Source organism: Guyparkeria sp. TX1 (assembly GCF_046523965.1).
Taxonomy (GTDB): Bacteria; Pseudomonadota; Gammaproteobacteria; order Halothiobacillales; family Halothiobacillaceae; genus Guyparkeria.
The window spans coordinates 1075816-1094704 of the sequence record NZ_CP144142.1 but is presented as its reverse complement, the minus strand read 5'-3'; the positions used below and the strand labels follow the sequence as shown (position 1 = coordinate 1094704).

General features: G+C 65.9%; 20 protein-coding genes. 12 read left to right on the top strand and 8 right to left on the bottom strand.

Features of this window, described 5'->3' with window-relative positions; genetic code table 11:
- The first annotated feature begins 146 nt into the window (after positions 1–146).
- From groES to VWP12_RS05155, 3 genes are all read left to right on the top strand, one after another.
- On the top strand, positions 147–437 hold the full coding sequence (gene groES / locus VWP12_RS05165; protein ID WP_125198860.1) for a co-chaperone GroES: 291 nt from the start codon (positions 147–149) through the stop codon (positions 435–437).
- 63 nt (positions 438–500) lie between these two features.
- A complete protein-coding gene (groL, locus tag VWP12_RS05160) occupies positions 501–2144 on the top strand; it encodes a chaperonin GroEL (RefSeq protein WP_410474882.1) in 1644 nt (547 codons plus the stop codon).
- Between the two features lie 107 nt (positions 2145–2251).
- Positions 2252–2695, top strand: coding sequence for a nucleoside deaminase (locus tag VWP12_RS05155; RefSeq protein WP_410474881.1), 444 nt, complete (start codon positions 2252–2254; stop codon positions 2693–2695).
- An 83-nt stretch (positions 2696–2778) separates the two neighbouring features.
- Here the strand turns inward: VWP12_RS05155 and VWP12_RS05150 are convergent, their stop codons facing one another.
- Entirely contained in the window at positions 2779–3321 is a 543-nt protein-coding gene (locus VWP12_RS05150) for a TIGR00645 family protein (protein WP_125198840.1), read from the bottom strand.
- 90 nt (positions 3322–3411) lie between these two features.
- Positions 3412–4422: a complex I NDUFA9 subunit family protein gene (locus VWP12_RS05145; RefSeq protein ID WP_410474880.1), complete on the bottom strand. Its 1011-nt coding sequence runs from the start codon at positions 4420–4422 to the stop codon at positions 3412–3414.
- 126 nt (positions 4423–4548) lie between these two features.
- Here VWP12_RS05145 and hemG point away from each other — a divergent pair, with 126 nt between their 5' ends.
- Entirely contained in the window at positions 4549–5970 is a 1422-nt protein-coding gene (hemG, locus tag VWP12_RS05140) for a protoporphyrinogen oxidase (RefSeq protein ID WP_410474879.1), read from the top strand.
- Positions 5971–6005: 35 nt separating this feature from the next.
- On the opposite strand, the gene VWP12_RS05135 is transcribed toward hemG, so the two are convergent.
- A complete protein-coding gene (locus tag VWP12_RS05135; RefSeq protein WP_158611773.1) occupies positions 6006–6512 on the bottom strand; it encodes an FxsA family protein in 507 nt (168 codons plus the stop codon).
- 215 nt (positions 6513–6727) lie between these two features.
- Between VWP12_RS05135 and cutA the strand changes: the two genes are divergently transcribed.
- The 6 genes from cutA (at position 6728) to prmA (ending at position 12838) form a co-directional block, all read left to right on the top strand.
- A complete protein-coding gene (gene cutA / locus VWP12_RS05130; RefSeq protein ID WP_240031431.1) occupies positions 6728–7063 on the top strand; it encodes a divalent-cation tolerance protein CutA in 336 nt (111 codons plus the stop codon).
- Positions 7042–9393 (top strand): protein-disulfide reductase DsbD, encoded by a 2352-nt coding sequence (gene dsbD / locus VWP12_RS05125; protein ID WP_410474878.1) that lies wholly within the window; start codon positions 7042–7044, stop codon positions 9391–9393. The genes cutA and dsbD overlap by 22 nt, the downstream gene beginning before the upstream one ends.
- A gap of 211 nt (positions 9394–9604) precedes the next feature.
- On the top strand, positions 9605–10054 hold the full coding sequence (gene aroQ / locus VWP12_RS05120; RefSeq protein WP_125198834.1) for a type II 3-dehydroquinate dehydratase: 450 nt from the start codon (positions 9605–9607) through the stop codon (positions 10052–10054).
- 30 nt (positions 10055–10084) lie between these two features.
- Complete coding sequence (gene accB, locus VWP12_RS05115) at positions 10085–10537, top strand: acetyl-CoA carboxylase biotin carboxyl carrier protein (protein ID WP_125198833.1); 453 nt, start codon at positions 10085–10087, stop codon at positions 10535–10537.
- A 58-nt stretch (positions 10538–10595) separates the two neighbouring features.
- Positions 10596–11939, top strand: a complete 1344-nt coding sequence (gene accC / locus VWP12_RS05110) for an acetyl-CoA carboxylase biotin carboxylase subunit (RefSeq protein WP_125198832.1) — start codon at positions 10596–10598, stop codon at positions 11937–11939.
- Positions 11939–12838 (top strand): 50S ribosomal protein L11 methyltransferase, encoded by a 900-nt coding sequence (gene prmA, locus VWP12_RS05105; protein WP_125198831.1) that lies wholly within the window; start codon positions 11939–11941, stop codon positions 12836–12838. The genes accC and prmA overlap by 1 nt, the downstream gene beginning before the upstream one ends.
- Positions 12839–12846: 8 nt before the next feature.
- On the opposite strand, the gene VWP12_RS05100 is transcribed toward prmA, so the two are convergent.
- The 5 genes from VWP12_RS05100 to VWP12_RS05080 are packed head-to-tail and all read right to left on the bottom strand — an operon-like array spanning position 12847 to position 18106.
- The gene (locus VWP12_RS05100; protein WP_410474877.1) at positions 12847–13746 is read right to left on the bottom strand and encodes a potassium channel family protein; all 900 of its coding nucleotides are present in this window, start codon (positions 13744–13746) and stop codon (positions 12847–12849) included.
- Complete coding sequence (locus VWP12_RS05095) at positions 13736–14926, bottom strand: FAD-dependent oxidoreductase (RefSeq protein ID WP_125198828.1); 1191 nt, start codon at positions 14924–14926, stop codon at positions 13736–13738. The genes VWP12_RS05100 and VWP12_RS05095 overlap by 11 nt, the downstream gene beginning before the upstream one ends.
- On the bottom strand, positions 14926–16149 hold the full coding sequence (locus tag VWP12_RS05090; protein ID WP_410474876.1) for an FAD-dependent monooxygenase: 1224 nt from the start codon (positions 16147–16149) through the stop codon (positions 14926–14928). Before VWP12_RS05090 ends, VWP12_RS05095 begins: the two co-directional genes overlap by 1 nt.
- Positions 16150–16167: 18 nt before the next feature.
- Positions 16168–17520 (bottom strand): aminopeptidase P N-terminal domain-containing protein, encoded by a 1353-nt coding sequence (locus tag VWP12_RS05085; protein ID WP_410474875.1) that lies wholly within the window; start codon positions 17518–17520, stop codon positions 16168–16170.
- Positions 17521–17557: 37 nt separating this feature from the next.
- A complete protein-coding gene (locus tag VWP12_RS05080; RefSeq protein WP_410474874.1) occupies positions 17558–18106 on the bottom strand; it encodes a UPF0149 family protein in 549 nt (182 codons plus the stop codon).
- Positions 18107–18319: 213 nt separating this feature from the next.
- On the opposite strand from VWP12_RS05080, the gene VWP12_RS05075 reads away from it, so the two are divergent.
- Positions 18320–18538 carry a hypothetical protein gene (locus VWP12_RS05075; protein WP_158611769.1) on the top strand — a complete coding sequence of 73 codons (219 nt, stop codon included), beginning with the start codon at positions 18320–18322 and terminating at the stop codon, positions 18536–18538.
- A 3-nt stretch (positions 18539–18541) separates the two neighbouring features.
- A complete protein-coding gene (locus VWP12_RS05070) occupies positions 18542–18838 on the top strand; it encodes a cell division protein ZapA (RefSeq protein WP_125198824.1) in 297 nt (98 codons plus the stop codon).
- The last annotated feature ends 51 nt before the right edge of the window (positions 18839–18889 follow it).

Sequence of the window (18889 nt, the reverse complement as noted above, 5' to 3'; positions counted from 1 at the left end):
CCTCTTGAAATCGCCGGGGCCGTTCCTACTATTGGCACTCGAGTCGGGTGAGTGCTAACAACGGCGGCTCCGCCGAGTTTTCCCGCCCCGACGCGAACAAACACCGTCGAAAATCCTTTTTCTATGTCAACGCATGGAGTAACCGCATGAAAATCCGTCCTTTGCATGATCGTGTGCTGGTAAAGCGCGAAGAAGAAGAACGCAAGACCGCCTCTGGCATCGTTCTGCCGGACTCGGCTGCCGAGAAGCCGAACCGTGGCGAAATCATCGCCGCCGGCCCGGGCAAGTCGAACGACAAGGGTGAGGTCCGTGCCATGGGCGTGAAGGTTGGCGACAAGGTCCTGTTCAGCCAGTACGCCGGCGCCAAGGTGAAGGTCGAAGGCGATGAGCTGCTGATGATGGGCGAAGACGACATCCTCGCCGTCATCGAAGACTGAATTGCCCGCGGAAAGCGCTAACGCGTCCCCCCGGAATCGAATCAATCAAGGAGCATATTGACTATGTCTGCCAAAGAAATCCGCTTTTCTACCAGCGCCCGCGACCGCATGCTGCGTGGCGTCAACCTGCTTGCCGACGCCGTCAAGGTAACCCTGGGCCCGAAGGGTCGTAACGTCGTTATCGAGAAGAGCTTCGGCGCACCGGCCGTGACCAAGGACGGCGTTTCCGTCGCCCGCGAGATCGAGCTGGAAGACAAGTTCGAGAACATGGGCGCGCAGATGGTCAAGGAAGTCTCTTCCCAGACCGCTGATGTCGCCGGTGACGGCACCACCACCGCAACCGTACTGGCCGCCGCCATCGTCCGCGAAGGCGTCAAGGCCGTCGCCGCGGGCATGAACCCGATGGACCTCAAGCGCGGCATCGACCGTGCCGTCGAGGCAGCCGTTGCCGAGCTCAAGAACCTCTCCAAGCCCTGCACCGACAACAAGGCGATCGCCCAGGTTGCCACCATCTCCGCGAACTCCGACAAGAAGGTCGGCGAGATTATCGCCGAGGCCATGGAGCGCGTGGGCAAGGACGGCGTCATCACCGTCGAGGAAGGCTCGGGCTTCGAGGACGAGCTGGAAGTGGTTGAAGGCATGCAGTTCGACCGCGGCTACCTGTCGCCCTACTTCGTCAACAACCAGAAGCAGATGAGCGTCGAGCTCGAGGACCCGTACATCCTCCTGCATGACAAGAAGATCTCGAACATCCGTGATCTCCTGCCGGCCCTGGAAGCGGCCTCCCAGGCGAACAAGCCGCTGCTGATCGTCTCCGAGGACATCGAAGGCGAGGCACTGGCCACGCTGGTCATCAACGCCATGCGCGGCATCGTCAAGGTCGCGGCCGTCAAGGCACCGGGCTTCGGCGATCGTCGCAAGGCCATGCTGCAGGATCTGGCCATCGTTACCGGCGGCCAGGTGATTTCCGACGAGGTCGGCCTGACCCTCGACAAGGTCACCCTCGACGACATGGGTACCGCCAAGCGCGTCGTGGTCACCAAAGAGAACACCACGATCATCAACGGCTCTGGCACCAAGGACGACATCGACACCCGCGTCGAGCAGATCCGCACCCAGATCGAGAACACCTCCTCCGAGTACGACAAGGAGAAGCTCCAGGAGCGGATCGCGAAACTGGCCGGCGGCGTTGCCGTGATCAAGGTCGGTGCTGCGACCGAAGTCGAGATGAAGGAGAAGAAAGACCGTGTCGACGACGCGCTGCACGCGACCCGTGCCGCCGTCGAGGAAGGCATCGTCCCGGGTGGCGGCGTCGCGCTGATCCGCGCGCTTTCCAGCCTCGGCGAGCTCAAGGGCGACAACGTCGACCAGCAGACCGGTATCTCCATCGCCCTGCGCGCCATGGAAGACCCGCTGCGCTTCATCGTCTCCAACTCCGGTGGCGAGCCGTCGGTCGTCGTCCAGGGCGTACGCCAGGGCAAGGGCAACCACGGTTACAACGCCGCTAACGGCGAGTACGGCGACATGGTCGAGATGGGCATCCTGGACCCGACCAAGGTCACCCGTACCGCGCTGCAGAACGCTGCATCGGTCGCCGGTCTGATGATCACCACCGAGTGCATGATCGCCGAGCTCCCGAGCAAGGACGACGGCGGCACCCCGCCGGCCGACATGAGCGGCATGGGTGGTATGCCCGGCATGATGTAAGACCGGTTACCCCGGCCTTCCGGCCGGACACCGCTTACAGGAAACCCCGCCATTGGCGGGGTTTTTTTGTATCGTGAAAATACCAACGTCCAGCGGAGGCGCTCACCATGAACCACGACCCCTTTCTCGATGCGGCCCTCGAAGAGGCCCGGACGGGCCGTGACGAGGGCGGCATCCCCATCGGCGCGGTGCTGGTGCACGACGGCGAGATCGTCGGGCGGGGCCACAACCGCCGTATCCAGGACGGCAGTGTGATTCGGCACGGCGAGATGGATGCCTTGGAACGGGCCGGTCGCCGGTCGGCGGCCTTCTACCGGGAGTGCACTCTGTACACCACGCTGTCGCCCTGCCCGATGTGCGCGGGCGCCATCCGGCTCTATGGGATACCGCACGTGGTGATCGGGGAGAACCGGACCTTCCTCGGCGAGGAAGACGGGTTGCGTGAACACGGCGTGGAGGTAACGGTCGTGAACGATCCGCGCTGCATCGAGCTGATGCAGCGGTTCATCGAGACGCATCCAAGCCTCTGGAACGAGGACATCGGGGAGTGAGGGGTATCAGCGGCAGAGCGCGGCCTGCCCTCACCTGAAACGACAAACCCCGCCAGCGGCAGGGTTTTTCATGCGTCGGATCGTCAGTGACCCTTGCCCTGCAAGCGATCCATCACAGCGTAGAGCACGCCGGAGACGACAAAGGTCAGGTGGATACCCACCATCCAGGCCATCTCTCGGTCGCTCAGATTCTCGACATTCATGAAGGACTTGAGCAATTCGATCCCCGAGATGGCGACGATCGAGCCGATTACCTTGATCTTGAGATCGGTGAAGCTGATATGCCCCATCCACTCGGGGCGGTCATGGTGGCTATGCAGGTCATCCATCTTCGAGACGAAGTTCTCGTAGCCCGAGAAGATGATGATGATCAGCAGGTTCATGATCAACGCCACGTCCACCAGCGTCAGCACGCCGATAATGATCTCGGACTCGCTCAGGGAAAAGGCGTGGCTGAGCAGATGCCAGAGCTCGGAGCCGAACTTCACCAGCAGGATCAGCATCGCGCCGACCAGCCCCAGGTAGACGGGGGCCAGGATCCAACGGGCGCCGAACAGGAAGTGCTCGAAGTAATGCTCGGCGTTACTCGAGCGACGCGGTGCGGGGGTTGGTTTTTCCGATTCCACGGCTGGGCCTCGATCAGTAGTCAAAAACGATGAAACGCCCCGGCGAGTGGAGTAATCCGGGGCGGCATAGGGGACTATCCTACCACCGGCTTAGCCGCGACGAGGCGCGCTCCTGCCGGGGCCGCCATTGCCCGGGGCAAGGTACGCCGGGGCGACGTCCTCGAGCCGGGTGGGCTCACGCGGACACTCCGGCGAGCAGGTATTGTCCCTCTGCAAGGAATCGAGATTGTCGCGGCTGAACGGCTTGCCCGGCAGCCACTCCATCACGCGTGCCTGAATGCGCGACAGCCACATCGGCAGGCCGACCACCCAGCGCGGATGACCACTGGTCGACGCGGCATAACGCACCAACTCGCCCAGCGAGTAGTCATGCGGACCGCAGAGGTCATAACGCGCGCCATCGGCCTGGGGATCATCGATCGACTCGACATAGCGACGCACCACGTCGCCCACGAAGACGGGCGAGAAGCGTGCCCCCGCGCAGGCCAGCGGGAAGATGCCCGGCATCAGCTTAGCCAGGTCGGCAAAGCGGTTGAGGAAGGAGTCGCCCGGACCGAAGATCACCGACGGGCGGAAACTGGTCACGGCAATGTCGTGCTTACGACCGAAACGGTGCACCCAGTTCTCGGCCTTGCCCTTGCTGCGCTGGTAGTGACTGACACCTTCGTCCTCGTCTGCCCCCAGCGCGCTCATGTGCAGATAACGCGGCACGCCCGCATCGGCAGCGGCACGCAGGGCGGCCTTGGTCAGCTTGATGTGCACCCGCTCAAAGCCCTTGCCGTTGTGCCGGCGCTCGTTGAGGATGCCGACCAGGTTGACCAGCAAGTCCGTGCCCTCGAGCAGTTCCGCCAGTTCGGGGGAGCCGCGATGGGTCGCCAGATCCGACCGGGCGGGGGGATTCATGTCGACCAGCACCACGCTCGGCCACAGCCCCATGTCCCGGTGACGTGCGGCGTGACGGCTTGGCACCACCACTTCCCAGCCCCGCTGGGAGAGCGCGCGGACCAGGTGCCGGCCCACGAAACCGGTTCCGCCCAATACCACGGCCCGAGGCAGGCCCTCGGGTCTATTGCTGCCGCCAACGGCGTGCGATTCGTCCATAACGTCCCTGACAGTGCATCTGCCGAATTTGATCGAACCGGTAGAGTACACTCGAGCCCCGAACAGACATAGCAACCCAGAGCACGGCAAGCACAGGCACGTGCCCTGACGACGTCACGAGATGCCATGACAGCAAGCGACCACGACGCCCCCGGCAAGATGCAATCGACCGACACGCTGATCATCGGCGCGGGCGCCAGCGGGCTCGCTGCCGGCTGGGCGCTGGCGCGGGGCGGACAGCCGGTCACCGTGCTCGAGGCGGGTGACACGCCCGGCGGCAATATCCAGAGCCGTCGCGACGGGGAATGGCAGATCGAGATCGGCCCGAACACCCTGATGGTCAAACCACCGCTCTATCGGTTGCTCAAGGAACTGGATCTGACCGACGAGGCGATCTTCGCCGGCGAGGCGGGCAAGAAGCGCTATATCGCCAAGGGCAAGCGGGTGCTGGCCCTGCCGACCCATCCGCTCAACGCCCCTTTCAACCCGCTGCTCGGGCCGCGCAGCATCGGCCGCATCCTGCGCGAGCCCTGGGTGCGTCGCGGAACGGGCGAGGAAACACTGGCCCAATTCGTCGAGCGACGCCTAGGCCGGAACATTCTCGACTACCTGGTCGACCCGTTCGTCTCCGGCGTCTATGCCGGGGACCCGGCCCGGTTGTCCGTCCAGGCCGCCATGCCCAAACTCGCCGCCATGGAACGTGAGCACGGCTCGCTGATCCGCGGCGGACTGGCCGCCATGAAACGGGCGAAACAGGAGCGCCGCGAGGACAACGAGCCCATGCCATCCGAATGGCGCGGCAAGCTGATCAGCTTCCCGGGCGGCATCCAGACACTCACCGACCGGCTTGCCGCCGAGATCGACTCGTCGAGCGGTGGCACGATCGCCTGTGGCCGCCGCGTGCAGGCCATTGAGGCGAGCGATGGCGGCTGGCAAGTGACCGATCAGGACGGTACGACCTGGCAGGCCAATCGGCTCGTACTGGCCACGCCGGCACACGTGAGCGCCTCACTGCTGCGCCCACTGGACTCGCTGCTGGCCGAGCCACTCGACGAGATCGTCTACCCGCCGGTCGCCGCCGTCGCCCTGGGCTTTCCACCCGGCGTGCTGGCCCACCCGCTCGACGGCTTCGGCGTGCTGATTCCCCGCCGCGAACACCGACGGACGCTGGGCGCGCTGTTTTCCTCGACGCTGTTCCCCAATCGCGCACCGCACGGTCACAAGCTGATCACCGCCTTTATCGGCGGGCGGCAGGACCCCGAGGCATTGGAGATGAGCGATGCCGATTTGGCCCGCCAGGTCGGCAAGGACCTGGGCGACTTGCTTGGCATCGAGGGAGAGCCGGTCTGGCAGCGCGTCAGTCGCTGGCCGCGCGCGATCCCACAGTACGAGCTGGGCCATCTGGCCCGGATCGAGCGGCTCGATCAGGCACTCGAGAACCACCCCGGCCTGTCGCTGATCGGCAACTGGCGCGAGGGCATCGCCGTGGGTGACTGCCTCGAGAACGGCCAGGCACTGGCCAGACGGATTCTCGACGGCAAAGGCTGAACGACTACCGCGTCAACGCGGCAGCAAAGCGCTCGCTAGTCACGATCGCGCTCGCGATCGAGTCGTCGCGGATCACGTGGCTCGTCCCGCCGGATGTCGTCCGGGTCGGCATCGTAGACATTGCCGTCTGCGCCGGGACCGAACGGCCCCTGCGGCCCGGTACCGAACCCGCCACGCTCGACCACGACCTGCTGCATCTTCCCGGCAAGCCACGCGCCAAACGCCAGTCGCCGCAGGAACGGCGTGACCAGCACCAATCCCAACAGGTCGGTTAGCGGCCCCGGCAACAGCAGCAGCAACCCGCCGAGGAAATTGGCCGCCACGCCCAGTCCGTCGATCTGCCCCCGACCGGTGGCCGCGACGTCACGCTGGGCGCGTGCCATGGCATTGGGCCCGGCAGTGCGCATCAGCCACGCGCCCCAGACACCGGTGGCGACGATCCACAGCAGCGTGACGAGAAACCCCATGGCCGCGCCCATCGCGATCAGGAGCACCAGCTCCACGAGGGGTAGAAAGAGGATGAATCCGGACAGTTTTCGCATGACTTCTCGGGATTGAGATGGATTTGTTTGCCGTCTAACGATTGCAGCGCTAGGCTTCCTGTCGTCAACCGGTTGGCATTTTCGGTCCATCGGGCGATCGCGGGTCGAGCCACAGACGCCCCGCGGAACTCGCCGCCCACCAGGTGGACCAAGGCCGGGCCGGCTGAAACGTGTAAGGACGAACAGCGACTCAACGAGCCGACGCAATCACGATAATGACGATCGAGCAAAGCACAATAGCACTGGTCATCACCACACTGGACGACCCTCGCGCGGCCGACGAACTCAGCGCTCGCTTGCTGGCCGATGGGCTAGTGGCCTGCGTGAACATCGTCGGCCCGGTCCGCTCGGCCTACCACTGGCAGGGCGAGCTGTGCCGCGACGAGGAATACCAGCTGCACATGAAGACCAGCCTCGAGCGTATCGACGACCTCAAGGACGCGATCGAGCAATTCCACCCCTACGACTGCCCCGAGGTGGTCATCCTGCCAGCCGAAAGCAGCCAGTCTTATTCCGAATGGGTTCAGCAATGCGTTCAAACCACTCCCTGACCGCACCGTGGGTGCGAATCGCCGCCTTCCTGCTTGTCACCGTCGCGCTTGCCTGGCAGACGGCGGCAAACGCCCAGCCCGAACTGCTGGGGCCGGAAGAGGCCTTCGGCGTCGAGGCCAACCATGACGATGGTGAACTGCGCCTCGATTTCCGCGTGGTCGAGGGTTACCACCTCTATCAGGACAAGTTGAAGATCAACGGTGGCGACGGGGTCGAACTGGGTGACGCGCAACTTCCCGAGGCGGTGATCGACGACGACCCGGTCTTCGGCGAAACCCTCGTCTACAAGGAGGACTTCACCGCCCGCGTACCAATCGAATCCGCGTCCGGCGGCGAGGCGACGGTCACGGTCGAATACCAGGGCTGCTCCGACATCCACGGGGTCTGTTACCCACCCGAGACCCACGAGCTCACCGTCGACCTGCCCCAGACCGGCGCCGACAGCCCGGCCGAAGAAGTGTCCGAGTCCGGGGCCAACTCCCGCGATGGCGGCATCAGCCTGGGCAGCTTCGGTGGCAGCAGCAACGAGCCGATGGACCCCGAAGAGGCGTTCGTCCCCGAGGTGATCGTCGATGACGGGAGCGTGTTCGTCCGCTTCGATATCACGCCCGAGTACTACCTGTACCGTGATCGCACCAAGGCCGCCGTCGGCGAAGGCGCGGAAATTCAAGCTGCCTACATCGGCGAGGGCGAGCGCAAGGACGATCCGAATTTCGGCACCGTCTGGGTCTTCCACGACCAGCTGGAAACCGAACTGTCGATCGACGCCGACGCCCCCTACACACTGGTGATCGGCTACCAGGGTTGCGCGGACATGGGCCTGTGCTACCCGCCGATGGAGAAGGCCTGGCGGATCGATCCGGCCTCGGGGGACGCCGAGCGCCTCGACGAGGTGCCGGGCGATACCGGTGAACTGACGCCGCTGGAAGAGATGGACTCGCTCGGCGACGATCGTGGCCAAGCACCGGCCGGCAACGGCGCGTCGACCGACACCGCCACCGAGGCCGCCGCCCCGGCGGGCTCGGAGACCGACATGATCACCCAGCGCCTGATCGATGGCAGCCCTTGGGCGGTCATCCTGGGCTTCCTCATCTTTGGTCTACTGCTCGCGTTCACTCCCTGCGTCTTCCCGATGATCCCGATCCTTTCGGGCATCATCGCCGGCCAGGGCGAGCACATCACCACCCGCAAGGCCTTCGTGCTATCGGTGGTTTACGTGCTGGCGATGGCCGTCACCTACACGGTTGCCGGCGTGCTGGCCGGTCTGTTCGGCGCCAACCTGCAGGCGGCCTTCCAGAACCCCTGGGTACTGAGCGTGTTCGCCGCGATCTTCGTCGCACTGGCCATGTCGATGTTCGGCTTCTTCGAGCTGCAACTGCCCTCCTCGATCCAGTCGCGCATCATGCAGGCGCAGAATCGCCAGCAGGGCGGCACGCTCACCGGGGTGGCCGTGATGGGCTTCCTCTCGGCGCTGATCGTCGGCCCCTGCATGGCCCCGCCGCTGGCCGGCGCCCTGATCTACATCGGCCAGACGGGTGATGCCGTCGTCGGTGGCCTGGCGTTGTTCGCCCTGTCGATCGGCATGGGTCTGCCACTGATCCTCGTCGGCACACTCGGCGGCAAGTACATGCCCAGGGCCGGCGGCTGGATGGATGCGGTCAAGGCCGTGTTCGGCGTGGTGCTGCTGGGCGTGGCGATCTGGATGCTCGAGCGCTTCCTGCCACCGGCCGTCACCCAGCTCATGTGGGCCGCGCTGCTGATCGCCTCGGCGGTCTACATGGGGGCGACCGAATCGCTGCGTGAAGCCGCCTCGGGCTGGTTGCGCCTGTGGAAGTCGCTGGGTCTGGTGCTGCTACTCTGGGGCGCCCTGATGCTGATCGGGGTTGCCGCCGGGGCCAAGGGCACGGCGTTTGCGCCACTGGCCGGCCTGTCACTGGGCGGCGGTGGCGGCCAGGTTGCCGAACTCGAGTTCCGCATGATCGACAACGAGCAGGAACTTGACGAGGCGCTCGAACAGGCCAAGGCCGCCGGTCAGCCGGTGATGCTCGATTTCTACGCCGACTGGTGCATCTCCTGCAAGGAGATGGAGCACAACACCTTCAGCGATCCGCGCGTGATCGAGGAGTTGAGCGGCTTTCTGGTGTTGCAGGCCGACGTGACCGCCAACAACGCCGACCACAAGGCATTGCTCAAGCGTTTCGACCTGTACGGACCGCCGGGGATCATCTTCTGGGATGCCTCGGGTGAGCGGGTGCGTCAGCACTGGGTGGTCGGGTATCAGCCACCCGACGAGTTCCTCGGCCACGTCACGGCCGTCTCCAACCGCTGATCGATATCGAGCCCCGCCTTCGCGGGGCTCTTTGCTTATCCGGGGTATAACTTCGTGAAAAATCCGCCAATGAGTGGCGATTGACAAAAAACCGACGCCGAACACGTGACTTCGTCACCCCCAACCGGCACAATGCGGGAAATCATTGACTCGTCGGGCACTGACCCGGCGGGGACACGGTTATTCCGCCCGTCGACGAGAGCGAGTCTCCATGAAACGGATCCTGGTACTCAACGGCCCCAACCTCAATCGGCTCGGCACCCGCGAGCCCGAGCGCTACGGGCGACTGACGCTGGCCGATATCGGCCAACGCCTCGACCGGGCGGCCGAGGGACAAGGGGCGGTGCTGGAACACTTCCAGAGCAATCACGAGGGAGAGGCCATCGACCGGCTGCACCGTGCGGCCGACGATGGGGTGGACGGGGTGCTGATCAACCCCGGCGCCTGGACCCACACCAGCGTCGCCCTGCGGGATGCCCTGCTCGCCATCGACCGTCCGTTCATCGAGATTCATCTTTCCAACATTCACGCCCGCGAGTCCTTCCGGCAGCATTCCTATTTCTCGGATGTGGCCGTCGGCAGCATCGTCGGGCTGGGTGCGCTGGGCTACGAACTGGCCCTGACCGCCCTGATCGCTCATCTGGACAGCCCGTCCGCCTGATTCGCACGCACAACGCAAGAGACCCACGTCATGGATATCCGCAAGGTCAAGAAACTGATCGAACTGCTCGAGGAATCGGGCGTCGCCGAAATCGAGATCAAGGAGGGCGAGGAGTCGGTTCGCATTTCGCGTCACTCCCAGCAGCCGCCGATGATGCAGGCCGCGGCGCCGGCGCACGCCCCGCAACCGGCCGCCCCGGCACCAGCCGCGTCAGGCGAGCCGGCACCCAGCGAGGCGCCGGAGGCCCGCGGAAAGACCATCAATTCGCCGATGGTAGGCACCTTCTATCGAGCCTCTTCTCCCGATTCCAGCCCCTTCGTCGAGGTGGGCACCACCGTCAGCAAGGGCGACACCATCTGCATCATCGAGGCGATGAAGATGTTCAACCAGATCGAGGCCGAGGTTGACGGCACGATCAAGGACATCCTGGTGGAAAATGGCCAGCCGGTGGAATACGACCAGCCGCTGTTCGTGATCGAGTAAGGCCCCGCCTGCCCGACCCACATCCAGCCGCTTTCGTCTTCCCAGGAGTTTTCCCAAGATGCTGAACAAGGTCCTGATCGCCAACCGCGGCGAGATCGCGCTGCGCATTCTGCGCGCCTGCCGCGAACTCGACATCGGCACGGTGGCCGTCCATTCCACTGCCGACCGTGATCTCAAGCACGTCCGCCTGGCCGACGAGTCGGTCTGCATCGGCGGCCCCCGGTCCAACGAGTCCTACCTGAACGTGCCGGCGTTGATCGCCGCCGCCGAACTGACCGACTCCTCGGCCATCCACCCCGGCTATGGCTTTCTTTCCGAGAACGCCGACTTCGCCGAGCGGGTCGAGGAATCGGGCTTCATCTTCATCGGCCCGACCGCCGAGTCCATTCGCATGATGGGCGACAAGGTCACCGCCAAGGAGACCATGCGTGCCGCCGGGGTGCCCTGCGTACCCGGTTCGGAAGGCGCGCTGACCGACGATCCGGACGAGAACCATCGGCTGGCACGCGAGATCGGCTACCCGGTGATCATCAAGGCGGCCGGTGGCGGGGGCGGCCGGGGCATGCGTGTCGTGCATACCGAGGCGCACCTGCACCACGCCATCGAGATGACCAAGAGCGAAGCGGGGGCGGCCTTCGGCAACCCCGAGGTCTACATGGAGAAGTTCCTCGAGCACCCGCGTCACATCGAGGTGCAGATGCTCTCCGATGGCCAGGGAAACGCCATCCACCTGGGTGAGCGCGACTGCTCGATGCAGCGCCGCCACCAGAAGGTGATCGAGGAGGCGCCGGCCCCGGGCATTACCGCCGAGCAACGGGCCGAAATCGGGGAGGTCTGCGTCGCGGCCTGCAAGCGCATGAACTACCGTGGCGCGGGTACCTTCGAGTTCCTGTACGAGAACGGCGAGTTCTACTTCATCGAGATGAACACCCGCCTACAGGTCGAGCACCCGGTCACCGAGATGGTCACCGGCATCGATCTGGTCAAGGAACAACTGGCGATCGCCGCCGGCATCCCGCTGCAGCTGACCCAGGACCAAGTGGAATTCCGCGGTCACGCCGTGGAATGCCGCATCAACGCCGAGGATCCGGCCACCTTCGCACCCAGCCCCGGCAAGATCACCAACCTGCACTTCCCGGGCGGGCTGGGTGTGCGGGTCGACTCGCACATCTACAACGGCTACTCGGTACCGCCGTTCTACGACTCGATGATCGGCAAGCTGATCACCCACGCCGGTGATCGCGAGGCGGCCATCCGTCGGATGCACGGGGCGCTCGAGGAAATGCTGATCGACGGCATCAAGACCAACATCCCGCTGCACCGCGAGCTGATGATGGACGCGAACTTCATTGCTGGCGGCATGGACATCCACTTCCTGCACAAGCGCCTCGGGATTTCCTGATGGCGAATGAGTGGCAGCACCTCTGGCTCGAGGTGCCGCGCGACGACGTCGAGGCGGTCGAGGACGCCTTGCTGGCCGCCGGCGCGCTGTCGGTGACCCTGGAAGAACTCGGTGACGAGCCGGTGCTGGAACCGCAACCGGGCGAGTCGCCGTTGTGGGCCGAGACCCGGGTGGTCGGTTTGTTCACGGGCGATGTCTCGCCGGCGATGATCGTCGGCACCCTGCACGGGCTGCTGCGCCCTGCCCTGCTTGACCGGCTGGGTCACTCGATTTTCGACGAGGAAGACTGGGTGCGTCGTACCCAAGCGGACTTCGCCGCCATGCCGATCGGCGATCGGCTGGTGATCGAGCCGGCCTGGGAAGACAGCACCGCACCGGTCGGCCGCCTGCCCATCCGGCTCGACCCGGGCCTAGCCTTCGGCACAGGCAAACACGAGACCACGCGCCTGTGCCTGGAATGGCTGGAATCGCAGGAGATCACCGGACAGCACTGGCTGGATGCCGGCTGCGGTTCGGGGATACTGGCCATCGCCGCGCTGCGTCTGGGCGCGGGCCAGGTCGACGGCACCGACATCGATCCGCAGGCGCTCACAGCCAGCCGCGGCAACGCCGAACTCAACGACATCGACCCCGCCCGCTTCTCGCTGTATCTCGCCGAGGAGTATCCCGCCGACCGACAAGTCGACGGACTGCTGGCGAACATCCTCGCCCCGACCCTGATCGAACTCGCCCCGATGCTGAGCCGGCACCTCAAGCCAGGCGCCCGCTTTGCGCTGTCCGGCATCCTCACGCATCAGGCCGATGCCGTCGCCGCCGCCTGGACGGCTGCCGGCAACGAGGTCACCACGTTCCGGGAACTGGGGGACTGGGCACTGGTGGCGGGCCGCCGGCCGGGCTGAGTCGGGGACTATCGCCCCGGTGGTTCGTGATCCATGCCGTTGTCGGCTCCGCGATCCTCCTGGTCCTTTCTCGCCGCCAGATCGTGCTCCAACAAGGCCTCGATCCGGTCGAGCCGATGCAGGATCTGCATGTCGATGCGCTCCTCGTCCTGACTGCTCGCCTCCATTCTCAGGCCGACGAGAAAAGCGGCGGTCGAGGCACTGATCAGGGCCAACCAGACCACCGCCACGCCGACGAAGACAAAACCCATCGCCCGGGCGGCGTCGGTCTGCGGTACGAGGTCGCCATAGCCGACCGTCGACAAGGTGACCAGCGCCCACCAGGCCCCGTCACTGAAATCGTCGAAGGTCTGCGGGTCCAGCACGGGCATGAGTGACCCCGCCAGCACCAGCAGGAATGCCGTCATCAGGCCGATGGCAAAGAACACGTGCCGGCCCAGCTCGCGAAAATAGCGACGCCCGAGACGAAGCGCTGTAATCACGACCAGCAAGACACGCAGCAAGCGCAGACCCAGCAGGAAGGCCACGGCCTCGATCAGGATCAACGGCACACCAATGGCCACTACGGCCACCAGCAACCAGTTGCTCTTGAGATAGAAAACCTTGTCCTTGACCAGGGCGAGCAGAATCAACTGCTCGACCAAAAAAAAGCCCCAGATCAACAGGTCGACCCAGAACCCCTGTCCTACAGCAACCTGGCCGGTATGTTCGAGATACCACTGCACCGGAATCCACAGGGAAATCAGCAGCAGGGGCAACTCGAGACGGACCGCCCATCGCTGGGCCACGTGACTCTCGTGATCGGCCACCCCGGCAATGCCGAGCAGCCGCGTGAATCGTACGCCCCAGCTGATCAGCAGCCTCGCCGTGTGCTTTTCGGGCGACTCGAAGAGCGGTTTATCCGCCAAGGCGCTGGCCTCCCGCCATCCGGGTCATCCAGCGGCGCAAGGGCGGCACACCGGCCACCACCTGGGTCGCGGCGGTGCGGGCGGCGACCGTCAGCGGGTCGCGGCGACGATAGCCCCAGTCAAAACCGTCCATCAGCGACTGGACCAGCTGGTTGTCCGCGCGCCGACGCCGCTCGTAGGCACGCGCCAGTCGCGCATCCCCCATGCCTCGATCGCCCAAGGAGGCGACGACCGTCACCAACGCCTCGACGTCGGCAAAGCCGAGGTTCGCCCCCTGCCCGGCCAGCGGGTGAATGGCGTGTGCCGCATCGCCGACCAGCAACACCCGATCGGCCCAGTAGCGGTGGGCATGCAGGCGCCGGATCGGGAACCACGCCTGCCCGGCCACGCGCGTGATCTCACCGAGCTCATCCGGAAACGCGGCCATCGCCGCGTCACGTAGTGCCTCGGGCGAGAGCGCGTGCCGGGCGCGCACCCGCTCGGGGGCGTCGTACCAGACCAGCGACCCGCGTGCACCGGCAAGCGGCAGGAAGGCCTGCGGGCCGTCCGGGGTGAATCGCTGCCAGGTGATGTCCTGCTGCGGGTAGTCCGTCTCGACCGAGAGGATCTGGGCGGCGACCGAGTAATCGCGGCTGGTCGCGCCGATGCCCGACGTCTCGCGTACCCAGGAGCGTTGCCCGTCGGCCCCAATGACCAAATCGGCGCGCAACTCGCGACCGTCAGCCAGGGTCAGGCTCACGTCACGGTCGCGCACCACGAGGGACTGAGGTTGGCTGCCGGTGAGGCATTCGACGTTGTCGAACTCGCGCAATCGCGACCACAACGCCAGCTGCACCCGGCGATTCTCGACGATGTAACCCAGATAGGGCCGCCCCACCTCGGCGGCGTCGAAGGTCAGGTCACCCGGCCCGGCGGCGTCGAAGACCCGCATGCGTCGATAGAGCGCGGCACGCTCTGCGCGAATGCTCGACCAGGCGCCCAGCCGATCGAGCAGCGCGATACTCGCCGGGGCGAGAGCCGAGACCCGCAGGTCGAAGGGGTCATCACCGCCAAGCGGTGCAGGCGGTTCGCGCTCGATCAGGGCGACATCGAGGTCATCCCGCGCCAATGCCAGCGCCGCGGCAGCACCCACCATGCCGCCACCGACGACGATCACGTCCACCTGGTGCACGGCCGACATCAGGCGATCCCCCGTGTGGCCCGCACCAGGCGATTCTTGAAGGGCAGCAGGCCATCGAAGAGCGACAGGGTCCCACCGCGCAGGTGGCCGAGGCCCGGCAAATCCAGGGAAAAACCGCGCACCAGCCCGTCGGTCAGGCCGATGGTGCGCCGATAGTCGGACTGACGCAGCGAACGGTAGCGCTCGAGCCGTTCCGGATCACCCGGGTCGACCGGGGCACCGCGGTCGGCACGCAATACCCGGGCGAGATCGCGGATGTCACGCAGGCAGAGATTGAAACCCTGACCGGCGACCGGATGCAGGGCGTGGGCGGCATTGCCCAGCACCACCAGCCGGTCGGCGACCGGCTCGTTCGCGGTCACGAGGGTCAGCGGATACTGACCTCGCGGCGTGAGTGCCGATAAGCCGCCCAGACGATGGCCGAAGGTCTCATCCACCGCCTCGGCGAAGGCCTTGTCATCCAGCGTGGCCAGCCGTTCGGCCTCGGCACGGCGCGCCACCCAGACCAGCGAGACCCGACCCTCGGCCGCCGGCAGCACCGCCAGCGGACCGCCGGTGGTAAAACACTCGAACGCCACCCCGTCGTGCGGACGCGCCGGCATGCCCGTGGCCACCGTGGCCACCTGGCCGTACTCGTGGCGGCTGATGCCCATCTCGGCCTGCTCACGCACGGCGGAATCGGCGCCGTCCGCCGCCAACACCAGGCGCGCACGGCGCGTCACGAGCTCCTCGTCCTCATCGCGAAGCACGACAGTGGCGCCGTCGGCATCGCTGTCGTGGCGCTCATAGCGTGCCGGACGGTGGTAACGGATCTGTCCCGTACCCGCCGGGGGCTCGGCAAGGAGGGATTCCAGGCGCTCGCCCAGCGCCCGGTTGGGCATGACGTAGCCCAACGCCTCGACGCCGGCCGACCGGGCGGTGATCCGGGTCAGGCCGAAGTGACCACGGTCGAACACTCGCACCTCGCGGATGCGCTCGGCGGCCGCCGCCAGCGGCGCATCGATCAGGCCGAGCGTGTCGAGATACTGCCAGCCGGCATCGGCCACCGCGGTCAGGCGGCGGTCGAAGCTGGCCGACTCGTCGGGACGGCGCGGCTCGACCACCTCGACCGACCAACCGTCGGCGGCCAGGGCACGGGCCAGCACACCGCCGACCATGCCGCCACCGACGATCATCACGTCGGTATCGAACTCCTGAGGGTGGTCGGCCACGTCGCGGGTCATGCTCGGATCACTCCCGTGCTACTCGATGGGCTCGCTGACCGGGTCGCGGCGCCCGGCGAACAGGGCCTCGATCGCGTCGATTTCCTTGGGCACCCCGCGGGTGAGCACATCATGCCCGTCCTCGGTCACCAGCACGTCGTCCTCGATGCGGATGCCGATGCCGCGGTATTCCTCGGGCGCCTCCGACTGGGGGTCGACGTAAATGCCCGGCTCGACGGTCATCACCATGCCCGGCTCGAGTTCGCGCCAGTCGCCATCGACGCGATAACCGCCGACGTCGTGGACGTCCGAACCCAGCCAGTGGCCGGTGCGGTGCATGAAGTAGCTGCGATAGCGCCCGGCCTCGATCGCCTCGTCGACCGGCCCCTCGATCAGCCCGAGCTCGATCAGTCCTTCCGTGATCACGCGCACGGCGGCCTGATGCGGGGCATCGAAGGACACGCCGGGGGCGATCGCCTCGATCGCGGCGAGTTGTGCGTCGAGCACCAGTTGGTAGAGCGCGCGCTGGGGCTTGCTGAAGGTGCCACTGACCGGCCAGGTGCGGGTGATGTCACCGGCGTAGTAATCGACCTCCGCGCCGGCGTCGATCAGCACTAGGTCACCGTCTTTCAATTCCGCGGCATTGGCCCGATAGTGCAGTACGCAGGCATTTGGACCGCCGGCGACGATCGGGGCGAACGACGGCTCGCCGTGCGCGCTGGCAAAGACCTTCTGCAGGATCGCGGCGATCTCGAACTCGAACAGTCCCGCGTGCACCCCGCGAGCGGCGGCCAGGTGGGCCTCGACCGACACGGCTGCCGCCCGGCGCAGCCGGTCGATCTCCTGCGCCGACTTGATCAGGCGTTGCTCGTGGATCGGCCCGGCGACGTCCTTGATCGTTTCCGGCGGCTGAACGCCCGCCCGGGCGCCGCGACGCAGTTCGTCGAACCAACCCAGGGCGCGGACCACCCAGTCGTGCTCGTCGAACGGCAGGTAGAGCTTGTTGTAGCCCTTGAGCAGCTCGGGCAGCCGCTCGTCGATCTCGTCGATGCCGAAGGCCTGGTCGATCCCCAGCGCGGCCGGGGCTCGCTCCGTGCCGAGCTGCGGGCCTTCCCAGCGTTCGCGTTCGGGATCACGCGGATGGATGAAGGCGATCACCTCGCCCTCGGGGCGCTTGGGGCAGATCAGCAACAGGGCATCGGGTTCGGCCAGGCCGCTGAGGTAGTAGAAGTCGCTCGACTGGCGGAAGGGCCACGGATTGTCGTGGTTGCGCTGCTGTTCCACGGCCGCCGGCACGATGGCGGCGCTGCGCTTGCCGATGGCCTTGATCAGGCGCTTGCGGCGGCGTTGGTACTCACGGCGCTCAGTCGGGGAAGGGCCGATCAATTGCATCTCGTTGCTCGTGGTCTGGATTGCGGTGTCGTCGAGGTTACTGCAGGCGCTGCGAGCCGGCCGTCTCGGGGATCGGCGGGTGCAATTGCAGGTACATCACCAGCAGCGCGGAGCTGAGGTATTCCTCGATCTGGTGAATGTCGAAGGCATCGTCCTCGGTCTTGACCGACTCGGGGTCGAGTTGGGCGATATCGCCCAGATCGTCAAACACCTCGCGGGCGTCATCCTCGAGCGCCCGCCGGGCGGGGCCGTTCTCGATCGCGTAGCCGTAGAGCACGCCCTGGGCGAAATCGATCAATCCCTCGACCTGCGTCTTAAGGCTCGCCTCCTCGTCGGGCAGCACCAGGTCAAGGCCGAGGTTGTCGGCGGTAGTGACCTGCTCGACCAGGCGCTGGTAGAGCTCCGAAAGCGCGGACGGCGGCGCCTGCGGCGGCTGGTCTTCCTCGACCAGTTCGGCCAGCCAGCGCGACTCCTCGGCCGGGCCGCCACCGATCCACATCCCGATCAATACCCCGTGTGCCTCGGCCGGATTGGCCAGCGCGCCGATGGAGTCGAGTGCCTGCTGGAGTCGTTGATATTCCGTCATTACGCGTCCCGTTGCCTGTTCGCCGGTTCGTGTGGGGTCGTTGCGGCCGGAGCCCGTGAATGGGCACATTGTCACCGCTATGCCGGGCAAATGATAGACTGCCGCCGGAGATCCGGGCGCTCGCGCGCCTGTCTTCCGGGCTGCGGCCCACCCGTCATCCCGCCCGGCATCCCAACGGATGCGTTGGGGCGATTCACGCGGAGATTCGACACCATGGCCGAAGGGCTTGCCGACAAGATCGAACGACTGCTCGCTGCCGCCGAGCGGGCCCATGCCGAGCGCAGCGAAATGCGCACGCAAGCAGCGTCGCTCGCGGAGGAAAACCGGGAACTGCGCCAACTGATCGAGCACAGCCACGATCGGATCGAGGAACTGGCAGGCCAGTTGCGGCGTCTTGAGGACCAGGCCGCCGAGACCCAACGCGAGGATTGACCCATGAGCCAGCCGAACCACCCCGTCACCGTCCGAGTGATGGAAAAGGACTACCGCATCGTCTGCCCACCCGACGAGCAGGGCATGCTGTTGCGCACGGCCGAGTACCTCAATGACGAGATGGCCGCGATCCGCAAGACCAGCAAGGTACTCAGCACCGAGCGGATTGCCGTGCTCGCCGCGCTGAACATCACCCGCCAGCTGCTCGAGGGGCGTGAACTCGAATTGCCGGCCGATCTCGACAATGGCGAACTGGCCGGTCGCATCGACCGCCTGCTCGAAGCCATGGAGCAGCACTGAGCCGGCGAACAGATCGCCTGGCAACGCAACAGCGCTTGAAAGCATGGCCCA

What these genes read in the sequence shown, in the direction of transcription:
- groES (WP_125198860.1), top strand. Translation starts at nt 147, where the DNA reads ATGAAAATCCGTCCTTTGCATGATCGTGTGCTGGTAAAGCGCGAAGAA.
- groL (WP_410474882.1), top strand. Translation starts at nt 501, where the DNA reads ATGTCTGCCAAAGAAATCCGCTTTTCTACCAGCGCCCGCGACCGCATG.
- VWP12_RS05155 (WP_410474881.1), top strand. Translation starts at nt 2,252, where the DNA reads ATGAACCACGACCCCTTTCTCGATGCGGCCCTCGAAGAGGCCCGGACG.
- VWP12_RS05145 (WP_410474880.1), bottom strand. Translation starts at nt 4,422, where the DNA reads ATGGACGAATCGCACGCCGTTGGCGGCAGCAATAGACCCGAGGGCCTG.
- hemG (WP_410474879.1), top strand. Translation starts at nt 4,549, where the DNA reads ATGACAGCAAGCGACCACGACGCCCCCGGCAAGATGCAATCGACCGAC.
- VWP12_RS05135 (WP_158611773.1), bottom strand. Translation starts at nt 6,512, where the DNA reads ATGCGAAAACTGTCCGGATTCATCCTCTTTCTACCCCTCGTGGAGCTG.
- cutA (WP_240031431.1), top strand. Translation starts at nt 6,728, where the DNA reads ATGACGATCGAGCAAAGCACAATAGCACTGGTCATCACCACACTGGAC.
- dsbD (WP_410474878.1), top strand. Translation starts at nt 7,042, where the DNA reads ATGCGTTCAAACCACTCCCTGACCGCACCGTGGGTGCGAATCGCCGCC.
- aroQ (WP_125198834.1), top strand. Translation starts at nt 9,605, where the DNA reads ATGAAACGGATCCTGGTACTCAACGGCCCCAACCTCAATCGGCTCGGC.
- accB (WP_125198833.1), top strand. Translation starts at nt 10,085, where the DNA reads ATGGATATCCGCAAGGTCAAGAAACTGATCGAACTGCTCGAGGAATCG.
- accC (WP_125198832.1), top strand. Translation starts at nt 10,596, where the DNA reads ATGCTGAACAAGGTCCTGATCGCCAACCGCGGCGAGATCGCGCTGCGC.
- prmA (WP_125198831.1), top strand. Translation starts at nt 11,939, where the DNA reads ATGGCGAATGAGTGGCAGCACCTCTGGCTCGAGGTGCCGCGCGACGAC.
- VWP12_RS05095 (WP_125198828.1), bottom strand. Translation starts at nt 14,926, where the DNA reads ATGTCGGCCGTGCACCAGGTGGACGTGATCGTCGTCGGTGGCGGCATG.
- VWP12_RS05090 (WP_410474876.1), bottom strand. Translation starts at nt 16,149, where the DNA reads ATGACCCGCGACGTGGCCGACCACCCTCAGGAGTTCGATACCGACGTG.
- VWP12_RS05085 (WP_410474875.1), bottom strand. Translation starts at nt 17,520, where the DNA reads ATGCAATTGATCGGCCCTTCCCCGACTGAGCGCCGTGAGTACCAACGC.
- VWP12_RS05080 (WP_410474874.1), bottom strand. Translation starts at nt 18,106, where the DNA reads ATGACGGAATATCAACGACTCCAGCAGGCACTCGACTCCATCGGCGCG.
- VWP12_RS05075 (WP_158611769.1), top strand. Translation starts at nt 18,320, where the DNA reads ATGGCCGAAGGGCTTGCCGACAAGATCGAACGACTGCTCGCTGCCGCC.
- VWP12_RS05070 (WP_125198824.1), top strand. Translation starts at nt 18,542, where the DNA reads ATGAGCCAGCCGAACCACCCCGTCACCGTCCGAGTGATGGAAAAGGAC.